Origin of the sequence: Streptomyces sp. TLI_171 (assembly GCF_003610255.1) — a bacterium.
Taxonomy (GTDB): Bacteria; Actinomycetota; Actinomycetes; order Streptomycetales; family Streptomycetaceae; genus Kitasatospora.
Map to the genome: position 1 here is coordinate 1,870,910 of NZ_RAPS01000001.1, position 17,321 is coordinate 1,888,230.

Consider the following 17,321-nt stretch of genomic DNA (forward strand, 5'->3'; position numbering starts at 1 on the left):
GGTCAGTACCGGCCGCCGCTCTCGGCGAGGGCGACCAGCGAGGCGGGCGGGGTGAAGCGCTCGCCGTACGCGGCGGCGAGCTCGCGGGCCCGGGCGGTGAAGCCCGCGGGCCCGCCGGGGTAGCCGTTGATGTACTGCAGGACGCCGCCGGTCCAGGCGGGGAAGCCGATGCCGAGGATGGAGCCGATGTTGGCGTCGGCGACGGAGGTGAGGACGTTCTCGTCGAGGCAGCGGACGGAGTCCAGGGCCTCGGCGAACAGCATCCGCTCCTTCATGTCCTCGAACGGGGTCTCGGCGCCGGGCCGCGCGCTGTGCTCGTCCTTACCGAAGTGCTCGCGCAGTCCGGGCCACAGTCGGGTCCGCCGGCCGTCGGCGTAGTCGTAGAAGCCGGCGCCGCCGCTGCGGCCGGGGCGGCCGAACTCGTCGAGCATCCGGTCCAGGACGGTCTCGCCGGGGTGGACGGTCCAGGTGCCGCCGGCCTCCTCGACGGCGCGGCGCGACTCGTTGCGGATCTTGCGCGGCAGGGTGAGGGTGAGCTCGTCCAGCAGCGACAGCACCTTGGCGGGGTAGCCGGCCTGTGCGGCGGCCTGTTCGACGGAGGACGGGTCGAGGCCCTCGCCGATCATGGCGACGCCCTCGTTGATGAACTGGCCGATGACGCGGGAGGTGAAGAAGCCGCGGGAGTCGTTGACCACGATCGGGGTCTTGCGGATCTGCCGGACCAGGTCGAAGGCGCGGCCCAGCGCCTCGTCGCCGGTCCCGGGGCCGCGGATGATCTCGACCAGCGGCATCTTGTCGACGGGCGAGAAGAAGTGCAGGCCGATGAAGTCGGCGGGGCGGTCGACGCCTTCGGCGAGCAGGCCGATCGGCAGGGTGGAGGTGTTGGAGCAGAGCAGCGCGTCGGGGGCGACCACGTGCTGGATCTCCTGGAACACCTTGTGCTTGAGCTCGGGGTTCTCGAACACCGCCTCGATGACGGTGTCGCAGCCGGCCAGCGCGGCGGGGTCGGCGGTGGGGGTGATCCGGGCCAGGAACGCGGCGCGCTCCTCCTCGGTCATCCGGCCGCGCGCCACCTGCTTGTCCAACAGGCCCGCGCTGTACGCCTTTCCGCGCTCGGCGGCGTCCAGGGTGACGTCCTTGAGCAGCACGTCGAGGCCCGCCTTGGCGCAGGAGTACGCGATGCCCGCGCCCATCATGCCCGCACCCAGCACCGCGACCTTGGACGCCTGCCGGGAAGGCACCGAACTCGGCCGGGAGGAACCGGAGTTGACGGCCTGCATGTCGAAGAAGAAGGCCTGGATCATGTTCTTCGAGATGGGCCCGCAGGCGAGTTCGGTGAAGTACCGGGCCTCGATGGCGAACGCGGTGTCCACGTCGACCTGGGAGCTCTCCACGGCCGCCGCCAGGATGTTGCGCGGCGCCGGGTAGGGCGCGCCGTTCAGCTGCTTGCGCAGGTTGGCCGGGAAGGCCGGCAGGTTGGCGGCGAACGCGGGGGTGCTGGGCGTCCCGCCGGGGATCTTCCAGCCCTTGGCGTCCCAGGGCTGCGCGGAGGCCGGGTTGGCGGCGATGAACTCGCGCGCCTTGGCGAGCATCTCCTCGACGGAGTCCGCGAGTTCGTGCACCAGGCCGTGCTGCAGGGCCTGCGCGGGACGGTACTGCTGGCCCTGCAGCAGCACCTTCAGCAGGGCGTCGGTGATGCCGAGCATCCGCACCGTGCGGACCACTCCGCCGCCGCCGGGGAGCAGGCCGAGAGTGACCTCGGGCAGGCCGATCTTGCTGCCGGGGGCGTCCAGTGCGATCCGGTGGTGGCAGGCCAGCGCGATCTCCAGGCCACCGCCGAGGGCGGCGCCGTTGACGGCGGCGACCACGGGCTTGCCGAGGGTCTCCAGCTTGCGCAGCGCGCGCTTGATCCGCATCGAGTTGGCGAACACCTGCTCGGCGTCGTCCGGTCCGACGCTCGAGAGCAGTTTGAGGTCGCCGCCGGCGAAGAAGGTCTTCTTCGCCGAGGTGACGATGACGCCGGTCAACTGCTCCGTGGCGGCCAGGCGTTCGACGGTCGCTTCGAGGGCGTCGGTGAACGCGGCGTTCATGGTGTTGGCGGACTGGGCGGGGTCGTCGAGGACGAGGGTGACCACGCCGTCCTGGTCCTGCTCCCAGCGGATGGGGCTGCTCACGTCGGTCATGTCTGTGAAGTCCTTGGGTGAGTACGTGAGTTGACGGGTGGTCAGGTCAGATGCGCTCGATGACGGTGGCGATGCCCATGCCGCCGCCGACGCACAGGGTGGCCAGGCCGTAGCGCAGGTCGCGGCGCTCCAGCTCGTCGATCAGGGTGCCGATCAGCATCGCGCCGGTCGCGCCGAGCGGGTGGCCGAGGGCGATCGCGCCGCCGTTGACGTTCACCTGGTCGTGGCGGAAGCCGAGTTCGCGCATGAAGCGGAGCGCGACGGCGGCGAACGCCTCGTTGATCTCGACCAGGTCGATGTCGGCGGCGGTCAGCCCGGCCTTGGCCAGGGCCTTGCGGGTGGCGGGGGCGGGGCCGGTGAGCATGATGGTCGGCTCGGAGCCGGAGACCGCGGCGGAGACGATCCGGGCCCGCGGGGTGAGGCCGTAGCGCTCGCCGATCTCGCGCGAGCCGATCGCGACCAGGGCCGCGCCGTCCACGATGCCGGAGGAGTTGCCGGCGTGGTGGACGTGGTCGATGGACTCCACCCAGTGGTACTTCTGCAGCGCGACGGCGTCGAAGCCGCCGAGCTCGCCGATGTCGGCGAAGGAGGGCTTCAGCCCGGCCAGCGACTCGACGGTCGTCCCCGGGCGGATGAACTCGTCGCGGCCGAGCACCACCAGGCCGTTGCGGTCCAGCACCGGCACCACCGAGCGGTCGAACAGCCCGTCGGCCTGCGCCTTCGCGGCCCGGGCCTGCGACTCGGCGGCGAACGCGTCCACGTCGGTGCGGCTGAGCCCCTCGACGGTGGCGATCAGGTCGGCGCCGATGCCCTGCGGGACGAAGCCGGTCTCGTACGCGGTCATCGGGTCGGCGAACCAGGCGCCGCCGTCGGAGCCCATCTTGACCCGGGACATCGACTCGACGCCGCCGGCCAGGATCAGGTCCTCCCAGCCCGAACGGACCTTCGCCGCGGCCAGGTTGACGGCCTCCAGGCCGGACGCGCAGAAGCGGTTCTCCTGCACGCCCGCGACGGTGTCGGGCAGGCCGGCGGCGATCGCCGCGACCCGGGCGATGTCGGAGCCCTGGTCGCCGATCGGGCTGACCACGCCGAGCACGATGTCGTCGATCGCGGCCGGGTCCAGGGTCGGGAACCGGCGGCGCAGTTCGTGGATCAGACCGACCACCAGGTCGATCGGCTTGGTGCCGTGCAGGGAGCCGGTCTGCTTGCCGCGGCCGCGCGGCGTGCGGATCGCGTCGTAGACGTACGCTTCGGTGGTCACGGTGTGGATGCCTCTCAAACGGGGGGTTCAGGGGGGCTTCAGGCAAGCAGGGAACGGCCGATGATCTCTTTCATGATCTCGGTGGTGCCGCCGTAGATGGTCTGGACGCGCCCGTCGGTGAACGCCCGGGCGACCGCGCTGTCACTCATGTAGCCGGAGCCGCCGTGCAGTTGCAGGCAGCGGTCGGCCGTGCGCTTCTGCAGTTCGGTGGCCCACCACTTCGCCATCGAGGCGTCCACCGGAGTCAGGTTGTACCGGTTGTGCTCCAGCACGCAGCGGTCCACGAAGGCCCGGGTGACGGCGCACTCGGTGGCCAGCTCGGCGATCTCGAAGCGGACGTGCTGCAGCTTGGCCAGCGGCCGGCCGAACGCGGTGCGCTGCTTCACGTACGCCGTGGTCTCCTCGACCAGGAACTCGGCGGCGGCGATCGCGGCGACCGCGATGGCCAGCCGCTCCTGGGCGAGGTTGCGCATCAGGTACAGGAAGCCCTGGTTCTCCTCCCCCAGCAGGTTGGCCTTCGGCACCCGGACGTCCTGGAAGAACAACTCGGCGGTGTCCTGGGCCTTCTGGCCGATCTTGTCGAGGTTGCGGCCGCGTTCGAAGCCCGGCATGCCGCGCTCCACCACCAGCAGGCTGAGGCCGTGCGCACCGCCGTCCGCCGTGGTCTTCGCGACCACCACGACCAGGTCGGCGAGGATGCCGTTGGAGATGAAGGTCTTCGCCCCGTTCAGCACGTAGTGGTCGCCGGCGTCGACCGCGGTGGTGCGGATCGCCTGCAGGTCGGATCCGGTGTCCGGCTCGGTCATCGCGATCGCACTGATCAGCTCGCCGGAGCAGAACCCGGGCAGCCAGCGCTCCTTCTGCTCCTCGGTGGCCAGGCCGGTCAGGTACGGGCCGATGATGTCGTTGTGCAGCCCGATCGCCAGGCCGCTGGCCCCGGCCCGGACGAACTCCTCGGCGAGCACCGCCGCGAACCGGAAGTCGGGGCTGCCCCCGCCGCCGTACCGCTCGTCCACCGCCGGGCCGAGCAGCCCGGCCCGCCCGGCGGCCAGCCAGGCGGAGCGGTCCACCACGCCCTGCTGCTCCCAGCGGGCGTGGTGCGGGGTGACCTCCTTGGCGAGGAAGGCCCGGACGGTCTCGCGGAAGTCCTCGTGTTCCTCGGTGTAGAGCTCGCGCTGCACGGGGCGTCCCCTTCAGGAGGCTTGCGGGTCGAGTGTCGGTACCGCCCAGTCGCGGGCCACCTCGGCGGTGTGCTCGCCGGGCCGCGCGGGCGGGGTGCGCAGCGCGCCCGGCGTGACGGAGAAGCGCGGGGCGGTGCCCGGCTGGACCGTTCCGTCCTGCTCGGTGTAGCTGCCGCGGGCGGTCAGGTGCGGGTGCGCGGCGGCCTGACGCAGCGTCAGGACCGGTGCCACGCAGGCGTCGTGGTCGGTGAACAGCGCGGTCCACTCGTCCTGGGTGCGGGTGGCGAAACGGTCGGCGATCCGCTTGCGCAGCTCGGGCCAGCGCGCCAGGTCGTACTGCGCCGGGGCGTCCTCGCCCAGTTCCAGCAGGCCGGCGAACTCGGCGTAGAACTGCGGCTCCAGCGGGCCGACCGCCATCCAGCGGCCGTCGGACGTCTCGAAGGTCCCGTACCAGGGCGCGCCGCCGTCCAGCAGGTTGACGCCCCGCCGGTCCTGCCACAGGCCCGCGCCGAGCAGACCCCAGAGCAGGGTGGACAGGTGCGCGGCGCCGTCCACGACGGCGGCGTCGACCACCTGGCCGGTGCCGGTCGCGCGGGCGTGGTGGAGGCCCGCGAGCAGGCCCACCACCAGGTAGAGCGAGCCGCCCGCGTAGTCGCCCAGCAGGTTCGCGGGGATCGCCGGGGGCCCGTCGGGGCTGCCGATCAGGCCCAGCAGTCCGGACGTGGCGAGATAGGTGATGTCGTGCCCGGCGCGCTCGGCGAGCGGGCCGTCCTGGCCCCAGCCGGTCATCCGCCCGTACACCAGCGCCGGATTGCGGGCCAGGCACTGCTCCGGCCCGACACCCAGCCGCTCGGCGACCCCCGGCCGGTAGCCCTCGATCAGCAGGTCGGCGCGGGCGGCCAGCTCCAGCACCAGCCCCGGACCCTCGGGCGACTTCAGGTCGACCAGCACCGACCGCTTGTTGCGATTGGTGAGGTCCTGCGCGGGCGCCGGGCCGAGCGTCTGCCCGCCGGGCCGGTCCACCCGCACCACGTCGGCGCCCAGGTCGGCGAGCAGCATGGCAGCGAACGGGCCGGGCCCGATCCCCGCCAGTTCCAGCACCCGGACGCCCGCCAGCGGCCCGGCGGGGGGTGTTGCGGGGGTCATCGTCGACCGCCTCCCAGGTTTGACAGTGGAGCTGTCACAGTGGCGATGATAGGGACGTGACCCGCCAGTAACAAGAGCCCGGCCGACGGAGTCCCGGAGACCGCCTCGGGCGGCCCCCGCGCAGGCGGCGCCCACCCGGGCGGGCCGGGGTGGGGCGTGGCGCGGGTGGGGGTGGGTGGGGTGGTGGGCGATCATGGGGGGAGGAGTCGTGCGGAGGGGAGTGATCATGGTCGGCCGGGATGTCGCGGTGCTCGACGATCCGGTGGGCGCGTCGTTGGGCGGGGCGCATGCCCGGTTGGCGCGGCGGCACGGGCGGGTGGCGCGGTACGACCCCGAGGTGGCGACGTTCTGCACGGTGCCGGTCGATCCGGACCCGGAGGTGTGGGCGGAGCTGGTGGAGCTGCTGGGCGACGGGGCGTTCGTCGACCTGTTCAGCAACCCGGCGCAGCCGCCCGCCGACTGGGCGCCCGAATTCGCGGTCGGCGGCTACCAGTTGGTGCACGCCGGCGGGGAGCGGCCGCCCGTGCGCCCGGGGGCCGTGGTGGTCGAGCTGGGTGCGGCGGACGTGCCGGAGATGCTCGACCTGGTCGAGCGCACCCGGCCGGGCCCGTTCCGGCCGCGTACCCGCGAGCTCGGCACCTACCTGGGGGTGCGGGAGGGCGGCGTGCTGGTCGCGATGGCCGGGGAGCGGCTGCGCCCGCCGGGGTTCACCGAGGTCTCCGCCGTCTGCACCGCCCCGGAGGCGCGCGGCCGCGGGCACGCCGCGCACCTGGTCGGCGAGTTGGCGGCGCGGATCGCCGCCCGCGGCGACCGCCCGTTCCTGCACGTCGCGGAGGGCAACCCGGCACTGGAGCTGTACCGGCGGCTGGGCTTCGAGATCCGCCGCGAGGTCGTCTTCCGGGGCTTCCGCACCCCCTGACCGGAGCGGCGGCCGGACGGCCCGTCAGGGCTGCTGTCCGCGCCAGTGCCGGATCTCCAGGGCGGCCGCCACCTCCCAGGGGCGTTCGGCCAGCGGGCGGGGCAGCAGTTCGTCGGCGCGGGCGAGGCGGCGCAGCAGGGTGTTGCGGTGGGTGAACAGCCGGGCCGCGGCCCGGGCGGCGTTGCACTGTTCGGCGAGGTAGGCGCGGACCGCCTCGGCGGGGGCGCCGTCGAGCGCGCCGAGGGTGCGGCTGACGAAGCGGTCGGCCTGTTCCAGGTCCTGGGTGAGCAGGGCGACCAGTTCGACCTCGTCGTGCGAGGCGAGGCGCTGGACGGAGCCGAGCCGGGCCAGCATCCGCTGGGCGGTGAGGGCGTCCAGGTGGCTGCGGCGGAAGCCGTTGACGCCGGAGGCGGTGGAGCCGAGGGCGATCCGGGCGGCGGGCAGCCGGTCGAGGCCGGCCCGGAGCAGGTCCGGGTCGGGGCGGGCGGCGGTCCACACCCAGCGGGTGGCGGCGCTGGCCATCACCACCAGGGTCCGGGGGCGGCCCGCGGCGGCGGCCAGCAGGTCGGCGGCGCGGTCGAGTTGGCCGAGGTCGGCGTCGGGGTCGTCGGTCCACAGCACGGCCGCGGTGTGCTCGCCGCCCAGCGGGTGGCCGAGCCGGGCCTCGGCCACCCGCTGGGCGATCGGCGCGCCGTCCAGCAGCAGCGCGACGGCGTGCAGCCGTTCGGCATGGCTGGAGCCGGTGAGTGCGGCGCGTTCGGCCCGCAGCAGGGCGGACATCGCGGCCACCGAGGCGTCCACGAACTCGGAGACGGAGCGCAGCGACACCTCCAGCAGTTCGCGCAGTTCCTCGGGGTCGGTGGTGAGCGAGCAGGCGATCCGGGTCCACAGCCGGACGGCGACGCTCTCCCCGGCCCGGTAGGAGTCGAGGGCGCTCTCGTCCAGGCCGCGGCGGACGATGTCGCGGGCGATCAGCCGCTGTTCCTCGCCGTCGGGGGCGGCGGGGACGGGCGCGCCGGGGTCGGCGACGTTGGCGGCGGCCCAGCGCAGCAGGTTGGCCCGGTTGACGCGGCGCAGGCCGGCGGAGAGCACCGGGTCGTCGGCGATCGGGCGGCGGGTCTCGCCGGCCAGGGTGGCGGCGTCGAGTTCGGCCAGCCATTCGGGGCGCGGGTTGAGGGCGGTCTCGGCCCCTTGCCGGATCAGGCGGCGGACCCGGGGCGAGGGCGGGGTCGGCGGCATGCCCGCCACCGTAGTGGTGCTTCCTGCACCTCCGGAACCCCCAGCGTTGTGCGGTTCGCCCCTGGGCAGCGGGCGCCCCGGCTGCCGATCATGAGGGTGTACCGTCCGCCACCGCCGAGGGAGCCGCCCGTGTCCGCCGCACCGCACGCCACCGACGTCGAGCACCTGGACGTCCTGATCATCGGCGCCGGGATCTCCGGCATCGGCGCGGGCCGCTACCTGACGGCCGAGCTGCCGGGGAAGGACTTCGCGATCCTGGAGGCGCGGGCGGACTGCGGCGGCACCTGGGACCTGTTCCGCTACCCGGGCATCCGCTCCGACTCCGACCTGCACACCTTCGGCTACGCGTTCAAGCCGTGGCGGCAGCGGGAGTCGATCGCGGACGCCCCGCAGATCCTGTCCTACCTGCGCGAGACCGTCCGGGAGAACGACCTGGAGCGGCGGATCCGCTACCGGCACCGGGTGCTGGGCGCGTCCTGGTCGACCGCGGAGGCCCGCTGGACGGTCGAGGTGGAGCGCGCCGACACCGGGCAGCGGCTCACCCTCAGCTGCGACTGGCTGTTCAGTGCGACCGGCTACTACCGCTACGACCAGGGCTACACCCCGGAGTTCGAAGGGCTGGAGCGGTTCGGCGGCACCGTCGTCCACCCGCAGCACTGGCCGGCCGACCTCGACCACGGCGGTAAGCGCGTCCTGGTCATCGGCAGCGGCGCGACCGCCGTCACCCTGGTGCCCGCGATGGCCGACCGGGCCGCGCACGTGACCATGCTCCAGCGCACGCCCACGTACATCATGCCGGTGCCGCGCCGCGACGCCGTCGCCAATCTGCTGCGCCGCCTGCTCGGCGACGAGCGCGGCTACGCGCTGGCCCGGCGCAAGAACATCGCCCAGCAGTACGCGGTCTGGTCGTTCTGCCGGCGCCACCCGAAGGCCGCCCGGCGGATCATCCGCTGGGTGAACACCCGTCAGCTGCCCAGGGGCTACCCGGTCGACGAGCACTTCAGCCCGCCGTACGACCCGTGGGACCAGCGGCTGTGCGCCGTCCCCGACGGCGACCTGTTCAAGGCGATCAAGGGCGGCCGGGCCTCCGTGGTCACCGACCGGATCCGCACCTTCACCGAGCGGGGCGTGCAGCTGGAGTCCGGCCGCGAGCTGGCCGCCGACCTGGTGGTCACCGCGACCGGCCTGAACGTGCAGGCGTTCGGCGGGATCCCGATGAGCGTGGACGGCACGCCCGTGGACCTCGCCGACACCGTCGCCTACAAGGGCATGATGCTCTCCGGCGTGCCCAACTTCGCGTACGCGATCGGCTACACCAACTCCTCCTGGACGCTGAAGGTCGGGCTGCTCTGCGAGCACTTCTGCCGGCTGCTCGCCCACATGGACCGGCACGGGCAGCGGATCTGCCGGCCCGAGGTCGCCGACCCGGCGATGCCCACCCGGCCGTTCCTGGACTTCGCCGCCGGGTACATCCGGCGCGCCGTCGACGGGCTGCCCCGGCAGGGCGACCGCGGGCCGTGGCTGACCTCCACCAGCTACCGGGACGACACCCGGCTGCTGGCCGCCGACAGCGTCGCCGACCCCGAACTGCACTTCTCCCCCGGCCCCGTACCGGCCGCCGCCCGTTGACCTGCGCCCCGGGCGGGCGGATTCTGGGGCTTAGGCGCACCGGCCACCCACGCCGGTGCGCACCGGGAAGGTGAACGCCATGCAGAACCACTGGGTCGTCGACCTGACCTTCGAAGAGGACGAGGCCCGCACCACCTGCACCGCCGCCCTCAGCGGCTTCAGCGCCCCAGGGGCCCGGGGCACCGGCACCGCGCGCCGCAACCCCACCGACGACTCCGACACCGCCATCGGTGAGGAACTGGCCGCGGCCCGCGCCTGCAACGACCTCGCCCAGCAACTGATCGGCCGCGCCGCGACCGGCATCGAGGGCCACACCCACATCCCCGCGCACCTGTCGTTCTGACCTCGGCGCGGGGCGCCGCCGCAACGGTCCGGTGATCTTTTCCGACCGCCGAACCGGCGGGTAGAGTGCGGCGATCTGTCGTGCCCACGGGGGGCACCGCCGAAACGAACACCGGTGACCGCATGACCGTCCGGACCCGCCCCGCCCTGTGGTGGCGCTGCGCCATCGTCCTGTCCGCGTTCCTGGGGATCTTCCTCAGCAACAGCTCACTGGTGTACTTCACCATCCAGAGCAACGTGATCGTGCTGGGCTACTTCCTGGCCGCCGCGTACTGGATGCTCAAGCGCGACACCGTCGACGCGCCCGCGCCCCGGCTGCGCGGCGCCGCCGTCCTGTACATCACCATCACCGGCATCGTCGCGCACGTGCTGCTCAACCACGGCGAGAACCCGCTGCCCGGCCTGGTCTCCGGCCCGGACCGCCTGCAGCACTGGTCCAGCTTCTTCCTGCACTACACCACTCCGCTGATGGTGCTCGCCGACTGGCTGCTGCTCTCCCCCCGCAACGCCTCCCGCTGGCGCGACCTGCCGCTCTGGCTGTCCTTCCCGCTCGGCTACGCCTTCCTCACCGAGGGCCGCGCCGTGCTCTTCCCGGACTTCCCGGTCCGCTACCCGTACTTCTTCCTCGACCCGACCGAGCACGGCTACGGCTGGGTCGGCCTCCAGATGCTCCAGCTCACCGTCGAGTTCGTCGTCCTCGGGGCCCTGGTCATCGGCCTGGACCGCCTCGGCACCAAGCTCCGCCGCACCCCTGCCGGGGCCGGGGCGCAGGCCTGAGGTCGGCGGCGGGGTCTCCCGGAGCGGCGGCCGTCAGCGGGTGGAGCCCATCGTGCGGGAGACCCGGGCGGCCGTGGCGGCCACCACGGGACCGAGTTCGCGGACCCGGGCGGCGGTGATCCGCGAGGTGAGGGCGGAGGTGGAGATCGCGCCGATCACGGTGTTGTTGTGGTCGAAGACGGGGGCGGCGATGCAGCGGACCTCGGGTTCGTTCTCCCGGTCGTCGACGGCGTAGCCGCGGGTGCGGATGCGGGTGAGTTCGGCGCCCAGGGCGGCGGCCGAGGTCAGGGTGCGGCCGGTGATGGCGGGGAGGCCGTTGGCGACCACGGCGGCGAACACCTCCTCGGGCATCCAGGCGAGCATGGCCTTGCCGACGGCGGTGCAGTACATCGGGGCGCGGCTGCCGATCCGGGAGGCCATCCGGACGGCGGTCTCGTTCTCCACCTTGTCGACGTAGACCACGTACGGGGCGTCGGGGACGCACAGGTGGACGGTGCCGCCGACCTCGCGCATCAGCTGGTGGGCCTCCTCGGAGGCGGCGGTGCGCAGGTCGAGGGTGGCCAGGTAGGCCTGGCCGAGCTGCAGGGCGCCGGGGCCCAGCCGGTAGTGGCCGGTGTCCCGGTCGCGGGCCAGGAGTTGGGCGTCGACCAGCGGGGCGGCCAGCCGCAGCACGGTGGACTTGGACATCTCCAGGCCGTCGGCGAGCGCGGTCAGGCTGAGGTCGGTGCCGGCCGTCGCGTGGTCGCGGACGTGTTCGAGCACCGCGAGTGCGCGGCGCAGCGACGCGGACTGGTTGCGATCACTGGGCCGGGGGTCGGCGGTCCGGTTGTCGGCGGCGGTGCTGGTCATGGGGTGTGACGGTACGGGGCGGTTCGGCGCCGGTGCCAGTTCCGCAGCACATCGTTTTGCATTGCACAACTTTTACCATCTGCTCTTGTCGCCGTGCCCGCCGGGTTTCTAACGTCCCGCTCACACCGATCCCCCACTGCATGTCCCGGTATGCCCGGGATGCGCAGGTGCGTCCCGCCCGTGGCGAGGAGATGAGTTGAGCATGAAGAAGCTGGCCCGTGGTGTCGCCCTTGCCGTGCTGGCCGGCACCGTGGCCACGGCGTGCGCGCCGGGCACCGCGAAGACGGCGTCCTCCGAGGACAAGCAGACCGGCACCGTGAAGGTGTGGCTGTACGACGAGGCGAACCGGGCCCCGAAGGAGCAGGTGGTGGCGCAGGCCGTCGCCGACTTCAAGGGCAAGCACCCGGGCGTGGACGTGCAGGTCTCGTACATCCCGACCGACGCGGGCCCGCGCGCCGAGAAGATGAAGGGCGCGTTCAACGACCCGTCCTCGGCCCCGGACGTGGTGGAGTTCGGCAACACCGACCTGTTCGGCTACACCGCCTCGGGCGGCCTCGCCGACATCACCTCCGACCTGGCGAGCTGGGCGGAGGGCAACGACCTGCCGCAGGACCTGAAGGACACCGCGGTGGTGGACGGCAAGACCTACGGCCTGCCCTGGTGGCTGGGCGTGCGCGCGCTGTACTACCGCACCGACGTGTTCGGCGAGCTCGGCCTGTCCGCCCCGACCAGCTACGCGGAGCTCAAGTCCGCCGCGGAGAAGGTCCGTTCGGCGCACGGCGACCTGCTGGGCATCGCGGTCGGCGGCAAGTACACCTTCGGCGCGCTGCCGTTCGTGTGGGCCAACGGCGGCGACCTGGCCGCGCAGAACGGCGCGGCGTACACCGCCTCGATCGACTCGGCGCAGTCGCAGGCCGGCGTGAAGGCGTACACCGACCTGTTCACGGACGCGATCTGCCCGGCGCAGCAGTGCGCCGACCTGACCGGCGGCAAGACCGTGGAGGCGTTCGCGGCGGGCAAGGCCGGCATGGCGATCCTGCCGAACTCCTCGCGCAGCGCGGTGGAGGCGGGCGCCGCCAAGGGCAAGTACGCGATCGTGCCGCTGCCGGGCGCGAGCGCGGGCCGGATCGCCCCGGCGTTCTCCGGCGGCAACGACCTGGGCGTCATGAAGTCCACCCAGCACCGCAGCCTGGCTGTCGACTTCATCAAGGAACTGGCGTCCAAGAAGAACCAGTTGGCGCTGTTCGACGCGATGGGCAACCTGCCGACGCTGTCCTCGGCGCGGGCCGAGGTGGTGCAGAAGCAGCCGTGGCTGAAGCCGTTCACCGACACCATCGAGGCCGGCACCAAGTTCGTCCCGAAGGACGCCGCCTGGGCCAAGATCGACGCCCAGGCCGTGGTGCCGACCATGCTGCAGAAGGTGATCACCGGAAAGGCCGACGTCGCCGCCGCCAGCAAGGAGGCGGCGGCCGCGATGAACACCGCCTTCAGCGGCAAGTAGCCGTCAACCCCTGAGAATCAACTGGAAGTCGTCGATGCCTGCCACGACCGTCACCGCCCGGGCGGACCACGGGGACACCCCGGTCCGCCCGGCGGGCGGCGCCCCCGCGAAGGGCCGCCGCCGCTCCGGGCCGCTCGCCCGGATCCCCGTCCCGCTGTGGCTGCTGCTGCCCGCCGCACTGGTGCTGATCCCGCTGTTCGGCTACCCGCTGTACCAGTTGGGCCTGCTGTCGGTGCTCAAGTTCGGCCAGCCGCAGGCCTCCGGCGGCGTGCCGACCGAGTTCGTCGGCCTGTCGAACTACACCGACGTCCTCGGCGACGGGCAGTTCTGGTCGGTGCTCGGCCAGACCCTGGCGTTCGCCGCGTTCTGCGTGGTCGCCACCCTGGTGGTGGGCGCGGTCTGCGCGGTGCTGCTCACCCGGGCCGGCAAGTGGCCGCGCCTGCTGCTGATGTTCGGCGCGCTCGGCGCCTGGGCGGCGCCCGCGATGACCGGCTCCACGGTGTGGATGTTCCTGCTGGACACCAACACCGGCCTGGTCAACGAACTCCTCGGCACCCAGGGCCACAACTGGATGTACGACAAGTGGTCGGCGTTCGCGATGGTCGCCGTGGTCGTGGTCTGGCACAGCTTCCCGTTCGTCATGATCACCCTGTACGCGGGCATCCAGGCCATCCCCGACTCCGTCCTGGAGGCCGCCCGCCTGGACGGCGCCGGCACCGCCACGGTCTTCCGCCGGATCATGCTGCCGATGCTGCGCCCGCTGCTGGTGATCGTGGTGATCCAGTCGATCATCTGGGACTTCAAGGTCTTCACCCAGATCTACGTGATGACCGGGGGCGGCGGCATCGCCGGCCAGAACCTGGTGCTGAACGTGTACGCCTACCAGAAGGCCTTCGTCGCCGAGAACTACAGCCTCGGCGCGGCGATCGGCGTCCTGATGACGCTGATCCTGCTGGCCGTCACCGCCGTGTACGTCCGTACCCTGCGCCGCTCCGGGGAGGAACTGTGATGATCGGCAAGCGCGACCGCCGGGTGCTGCGGCAGGGCGCGAACACCGTGACCGTGGTGATCGCCCTGCTGACCGTGTTCCCGCTGTACTGGATGGTGCTCTCGGCGCTGAAGCCGAAGGGCGAGATCACCGCGGCGCACCCGCGGCCGTGGACCTTCGCGCCGACGCTGGAGAACTTCCGGGGCGCCCTGGGGGTCTCCGGGTTCGGCCGGTACTTCGTCAACAGCCTGCTGGTGGCGGTGGTCGTGGTGGTGCTGTCGGCCGCGATCGCCTTCCTGGCGGCGGTCGCGCTCTCCCGGTTCAGGTTCAGGTTCCGGACCACGATCCTGATCATGTTCCTGGTCGCCCAGATGGTGCCGGTCGAGGCGCTGACCATCCCGCTGTTCTTCCTGGTCCGCGACATCGGCACGGTCGCGCCCGGCTTCGGCCTGTCCTCGCTGGGCGCGCTGATGCTGGTCAACCTGGCGTTCTCGCTGCCGTTCGCGGTGTGGATGCTGCGCGGGTTCGTCGCCGCCGTCCCGGAGTCGCTGGAGGAGGCCGCCCGGATCGACGGCGCGAGCCGGTTCACCGTCCTGTGGCGGATCCTGTTCCCGCTGGTCGCCCCCGGCCTGGCGGCGACCAGCGTGTTCTCCTTCATCACGGCCTGGAACGACTTCGTCTTCGCCAAGACGCTGATCCTGGACACCGACCACCAGACGCTGCCGGCCGCGCTGATGGTGTTCTTCAAGCCGGACGAGAACGACTGGGGCGGCATCATGGCCGCCTCCACGCTGATGACCGTCCCGGTGCTGATCTTCTTCGTCCTGGTCCAGCGTCACATGGTGTCCGGGCTGGGCGGCGCGGTGAAGGACTGATCCCCCGTCAGTCCTGCCGGGCTGCCCAGGCGGCGAACGCCTCGTGGAAGCCGGGGAAGGTCTTGCGCACGCAGCCGGGGTCGTCGAAGGTGACGCCCGGCGTGCGCAGGCCCGTGACGGCGAAGGACATCACGATCCGGTGGTCGCCGTGGGTGGCGATCTCCGCCGCCTTCGGCGCCCCGGGGTGGATCTCGATCCAGTCCCGCCCGGTCTCCACCCGGACGCCCAGGCGACGCAGGTTCTCCGCGCAGGCGTCCAGCCGGTCGCACTCCTTGACGCGGGTGTTGTACACGTCCTCGATCCGCACCGGCCCCGAGGCGAACGGCGCGATCGCCGCCAGCGTCGGCATGGTGTCGGAGATGTCCCGCATGTTGACCGTCCCGCCGGTCAGCGCCCCGCCGGTCACGGTGGTGGCGTCCGCCCCGACCTCGACCTTCGCCCCGAGCCGCGCCAGCACCTCGACGAACCGCAGGTCCCCCTGCAGCGCGTCGCGCCCCAGCCCCGGGACGGTCACCTCACGGCCCGTCAGGGCGGCCGCCGCGAAGAAGTAGGAGGCCGTCGACGCGTCCGGCTCGATCGGGTACCGCGCCGCCGTGTAGCCCCCCGGCGGCACGCTGAACACGTTGCCCTCGCGCTGCACCTCGACGCCGAAGCTGCGCATCATCGCCAGGGTGATCTCGACGTACGGGGCGGACACCAGGTCGGTGACGTCGATCCGCAGGCCGGTGCGGGTGAGCGGGCCGAGCAGCAGCAGCGCCGTCAGGTACTGCGAGGACAGCCCCGCGTCCAGCGTCACCTCGCCGCCCGCCACCCCGTTCGCCCGGATGCTCAGCGGGTGGTGGCCGTCCTGCCCGTGGTGCTCCAGGTCGACGCCCAGCTCGCGCAGCGCGGTGGTCAGCGGGCCGAGCGGCCGGCGGCGCATCTGCGCGGACGCGTCGAAGTGGAACGTCCCGTGCCCGGCGGCGGCCAGCGTCGGCAGGAACCGCGCGGTGGTCGCGCCGTCGCGGCAGAACACCTCCGCCCCGTCCGTGCCCGGCCCCTGCGGACGCCCGGTGATCCGCCACTCCCCCGGCTCCCGCACCACCTGGTAGCCGAGCCCGAGCAGCCCCTCCGCGAACCCCTCGGTGTCGTCCGAGACCAGCGGCCGCGCCAGCGTGGTCACCCCGTCGGCCGCCGCCGCGAGGAACAGCGCCCGCGCGGTGACCGACTTCGAACCGGGAATCTCGACGACAGCCACGGGGACGCTCCAACGGGGACGGCGACAGGACCGCCCCCGATCCTGCCCGGGGGACGGTCCTGCGGGACGACTCGTCTTACGGTGTGGACACCCGCCGGGGCCCGCGCTAGGCGGTGCGGGCGATCTCCTCGCGGGTGACCGGGTGGGCGAACGGCAGGCCCTGGACGTAGCGGGCGAGTTCGTCCGCCGCCGCGGCGGCCATCCGGTGCAGCTCGCCGCCCAGCGAGCCCGCCACGTGCGGGGTGAGCAGCACGTTCGGCAGGTCGTAGAGCGGGGAGTCGACCGGCAGCGTCTCGGGCACGGTGACGTCCAGGACGGCGTCGATGCGGCCGGCCACCAGCTCGGCGGTCAGCGCGTCCTGGTCGATCAGCGAGCCGCGCGAGGTGTTGATCAGCGTCGCCCCGTCCGGCATCAGCGCGATCCGGCGGGCGTCCAGCAGGTGCCTGGTCTCCGGGAGTTCGGGTGCGTGCACGCTCAGCACGTCCGAGCGCGCGCAGAGTTCGTCCAGCTCGACCAACTCGGCACCCAGCGCCGTAGCCTGATCGGCCGTCACATAGGGGTCGTGCAGCAGCAGGTCGAAGTCGTAGGGCGCCAGCAGCTCCAGCACCCGCCGGCCGATCCGGGAGGCGCCGACCAGGCCGACGGTGCGCCGGTAGTTGCCGACCGCGGCGTACGCGGCCTGCCAGTCGTGCGGGGCGCGCCGGCCTCGGTAGTCGGCGGCCAGGCGCAGCACCTGCTTGTTGGCGAACAGCACGGCGGCGACGGTGAATTCGGCGACCGGCAGGGCGTTCGCCCAGGCGGCGGAGGTGATGCCCAGGCCGCGGTCCCAGCAGGCGTCGGTGACGTGGTGCTTGACCGAGCCGGCGGCGTGCAGCACGGCCTTCAGGCGCGGCGCGGCGGCCAGCACCTCGGCGGTGAGCGGCGGGCAGCCCCAGCTGCTGACGATGATCTCGGCCTCGGCGAGGGCCGCGGCGCCCGCCGGGGAGGTGAAGTCGTCGACGACCAGTTCCGGGTCGAGGTCGGCGAGTTCGACCAGGCGGGCCATCACCTCGGGGGAGATCAGCCGGGCGGCGAGGTCGCCGTGCATGGCGAGCAGGGCGCGCGGACGGGTCCGGGTGGCGGCCGGGGCGGGCGGCGCCTCGGCGGTCGCGGGATTGGGCATGGCGGGGCTCCCCATCGGGCGCAGTGGAGGAA

The 17,321-nt window shown here is 72.8% G+C and carries 15 protein-coding genes; 7 read left to right on the forward strand and 8 right to left on the reverse strand.

The window, feature by feature from the left end; all coding sequences use genetic code 11:
• Positions 1–2: 2 nt before the first annotated feature.
• The 4 genes from BX266_RS08565 to BX266_RS08580 are packed head-to-tail and all read right to left on the reverse strand — an operon-like array spanning position 3 to position 5,771.
• Positions 3–2,183 carry a 3-hydroxyacyl-CoA dehydrogenase NAD-binding domain-containing protein gene (locus BX266_RS08565; RefSeq protein WP_099898301.1) on the reverse strand — a complete coding sequence of 727 codons (2,181 nt, stop codon included), beginning with the start codon at positions 2,181–2,183 and terminating at the stop codon, positions 3–5.
• Between the two features lie 46 nt (positions 2,184–2,229).
• Positions 2,230–3,444, reverse strand: a complete 1,215-nt coding sequence (locus BX266_RS08570; protein WP_099898302.1) for an acetyl-CoA C-acetyltransferase — start codon at positions 3,442–3,444, stop codon at positions 2,230–2,232.
• A gap of 38 nt (positions 3,445–3,482) precedes the next feature.
• The gene (locus BX266_RS08575; protein WP_099898303.1) at positions 3,483–4,625 is read right to left on the reverse strand and encodes an acyl-CoA dehydrogenase family protein; all 1,143 of its coding nucleotides are present in this window, start codon (positions 4,623–4,625) and stop codon (positions 3,483–3,485) included.
• A 12-nt stretch (positions 4,626–4,637) separates the two neighbouring features.
• The gene (locus BX266_RS08580; protein ID WP_180290419.1) at positions 4,638–5,771 is read right to left on the reverse strand and encodes a CaiB/BaiF CoA-transferase family protein; all 1,134 of its coding nucleotides are present in this window, start codon (positions 5,769–5,771) and stop codon (positions 4,638–4,640) included.
• 226 nt (positions 5,772–5,997) lie between these two features.
• Here BX266_RS08580 and BX266_RS08585 point away from each other — a divergent pair, with 226 nt between their 5' ends.
• The gene (locus BX266_RS08585; protein WP_099907580.1) at positions 5,998–6,690 is read left to right on the forward strand and encodes a GNAT family N-acetyltransferase; all 693 of its coding nucleotides are present in this window, start codon (positions 5,998–6,000) and stop codon (positions 6,688–6,690) included.
• 24 nt (positions 6,691–6,714) lie between these two features.
• Here the strand turns inward: BX266_RS08585 and BX266_RS08590 are convergent, their stop codons facing one another.
• A complete protein-coding gene (locus tag BX266_RS08590) occupies positions 6,715–7,929 on the reverse strand; it encodes a CdaR family transcriptional regulator (RefSeq protein WP_099907583.1) in 1,215 nt (404 codons plus the stop codon).
• Between the two features lie 90 nt (positions 7,930–8,019).
• On the opposite strand from BX266_RS08590, the gene BX266_RS08595 reads away from it, so the two are divergent.
• The 3 genes from BX266_RS08595 (at position 8,020) to BX266_RS08605 (ending at position 10,677) form a co-directional block, all read left to right on the forward strand.
• On the forward strand, positions 8,020–9,558 hold the full coding sequence (locus BX266_RS08595; protein ID WP_099907585.1) for an NAD(P)/FAD-dependent oxidoreductase: 1,539 nt from the start codon (positions 8,020–8,022) through the stop codon (positions 9,556–9,558).
• 79 nt (positions 9,559–9,637) lie between these two features.
• Positions 9,638–9,901 (forward strand): DUF1876 domain-containing protein, encoded by a 264-nt coding sequence (locus tag BX266_RS08600; RefSeq protein WP_099907587.1) that lies wholly within the window; start codon positions 9,638–9,640, stop codon positions 9,899–9,901.
• 122 nt (positions 9,902–10,023) lie between these two features.
• Positions 10,024–10,677 carry a Pr6Pr family membrane protein gene (locus BX266_RS08605; RefSeq protein WP_099898304.1) on the forward strand — a complete coding sequence of 218 codons (654 nt, stop codon included), beginning with the start codon at positions 10,024–10,026 and terminating at the stop codon, positions 10,675–10,677.
• A 33-nt stretch (positions 10,678–10,710) separates the two neighbouring features.
• Here BX266_RS08605 and BX266_RS08610 read toward each other — a convergent pair whose 3' ends face one another.
• Entirely contained in the window at positions 10,711–11,526 is an 816-nt protein-coding gene (locus BX266_RS08610; protein ID WP_099898305.1) for an IclR family transcriptional regulator, read from the reverse strand.
• A 202-nt stretch (positions 11,527–11,728) separates the two neighbouring features.
• Here BX266_RS08610 and BX266_RS08615 point away from each other — a divergent pair, with 202 nt between their 5' ends.
• Genes BX266_RS08615 through BX266_RS08625 form a run of 3 tightly spaced genes read left to right on the forward strand, consistent with a single transcriptional unit; the run spans position 11,729 to position 14,890 of the window.
• Complete coding sequence (locus BX266_RS08615) at positions 11,729–13,027, forward strand: extracellular solute-binding protein (RefSeq protein ID WP_180290794.1); 1,299 nt, start codon at positions 11,729–11,731, stop codon at positions 13,025–13,027.
• Between the two features lie 34 nt (positions 13,028–13,061).
• The gene (locus tag BX266_RS08620) at positions 13,062–14,036 is read left to right on the forward strand and encodes a carbohydrate ABC transporter permease (protein WP_099898307.1); all 975 of its coding nucleotides are present in this window, start codon (positions 13,062–13,064) and stop codon (positions 14,034–14,036) included.
• Complete coding sequence (locus BX266_RS08625; RefSeq protein WP_099898308.1) at positions 14,036–14,890, forward strand: carbohydrate ABC transporter permease; 855 nt, start codon at positions 14,036–14,038, stop codon at positions 14,888–14,890. The genes BX266_RS08620 and BX266_RS08625 overlap by 1 nt, the downstream gene beginning before the upstream one ends.
• Before the next feature lie 7 nt (positions 14,891–14,897).
• Here the strand turns inward: BX266_RS08625 and aroA are convergent, their stop codons facing one another.
• Both aroA and BX266_RS08635 read right to left on the reverse strand, forming a co-directional pair.
• Positions 14,898–16,127: a 3-phosphoshikimate 1-carboxyvinyltransferase gene (gene aroA / locus BX266_RS08630; RefSeq protein ID WP_099898309.1), complete on the reverse strand. Its 1,230-nt coding sequence runs from the start codon at positions 16,125–16,127 to the stop codon at positions 14,898–14,900.
• Positions 16,128–16,233: 106 nt separating this feature from the next.
• Entirely contained in the window at positions 16,234–17,289 is a 1,056-nt protein-coding gene (locus tag BX266_RS08635) for a hydroxyacid dehydrogenase (protein WP_099898310.1), read from the reverse strand.
• Positions 17,290–17,321 lie beyond the last annotated feature (32 nt).

What these genes read in the sequence shown, in the direction of transcription:
- BX266_RS08600 (WP_099907587.1), top strand. Translation starts at nt 9,638, where the DNA reads ATGCAGAACCACTGGGTCGTCGACCTGACCTTCGAAGAGGACGAGGCC.
- BX266_RS08615 (WP_180290794.1), top strand. Translation starts at nt 11,729, where the DNA reads ATGAAGAAGCTGGCCCGTGGTGTCGCCCTTGCCGTGCTGGCCGGCACC.
- BX266_RS08605 (WP_099898304.1), top strand. Translation starts at nt 10,024, where the DNA reads ATGACCGTCCGGACCCGCCCCGCCCTGTGGTGGCGCTGCGCCATCGTC.
- BX266_RS08625 (WP_099898308.1), top strand. Translation starts at nt 14,036, where the DNA reads ATGATCGGCAAGCGCGACCGCCGGGTGCTGCGGCAGGGCGCGAACACC.
- BX266_RS08635 (WP_099898310.1), bottom strand. Translation starts at nt 17,289, where the DNA reads ATGCCCAATCCCGCGACCGCCGAGGCGCCGCCCGCCCCGGCCGCCACC.
- BX266_RS08565 (WP_099898301.1), bottom strand. Translation starts at nt 2,183, where the DNA reads ATGACCGACGTGAGCAGCCCCATCCGCTGGGAGCAGGACCAGGACGGC.
- BX266_RS08585 (WP_099907580.1), top strand. Translation starts at nt 5,998, where the DNA reads ATGGTCGGCCGGGATGTCGCGGTGCTCGACGATCCGGTGGGCGCGTCG.
- BX266_RS08595 (WP_099907585.1), top strand. Translation starts at nt 8,020, where the DNA reads ATGAGGGTGTACCGTCCGCCACCGCCGAGGGAGCCGCCCGTGTCCGCC.
- BX266_RS08610 (WP_099898305.1), bottom strand. Translation starts at nt 11,526, where the DNA reads ATGACCAGCACCGCCGCCGACAACCGGACCGCCGACCCCCGGCCCAGT.
- BX266_RS08580 (WP_180290419.1), bottom strand. Translation starts at nt 5,771, where the DNA reads ATGACCCCCGCAACACCCCCCGCCGGGCCGCTGGCGGGCGTCCGGGTG.
- BX266_RS08620 (WP_099898307.1), top strand. Translation starts at nt 13,062, where the DNA reads ATGCCTGCCACGACCGTCACCGCCCGGGCGGACCACGGGGACACCCCG.
- BX266_RS08590 (WP_099907583.1), bottom strand. Translation starts at nt 7,929, where the DNA reads ATGCCGCCGACCCCGCCCTCGCCCCGGGTCCGCCGCCTGATCCGGCAA.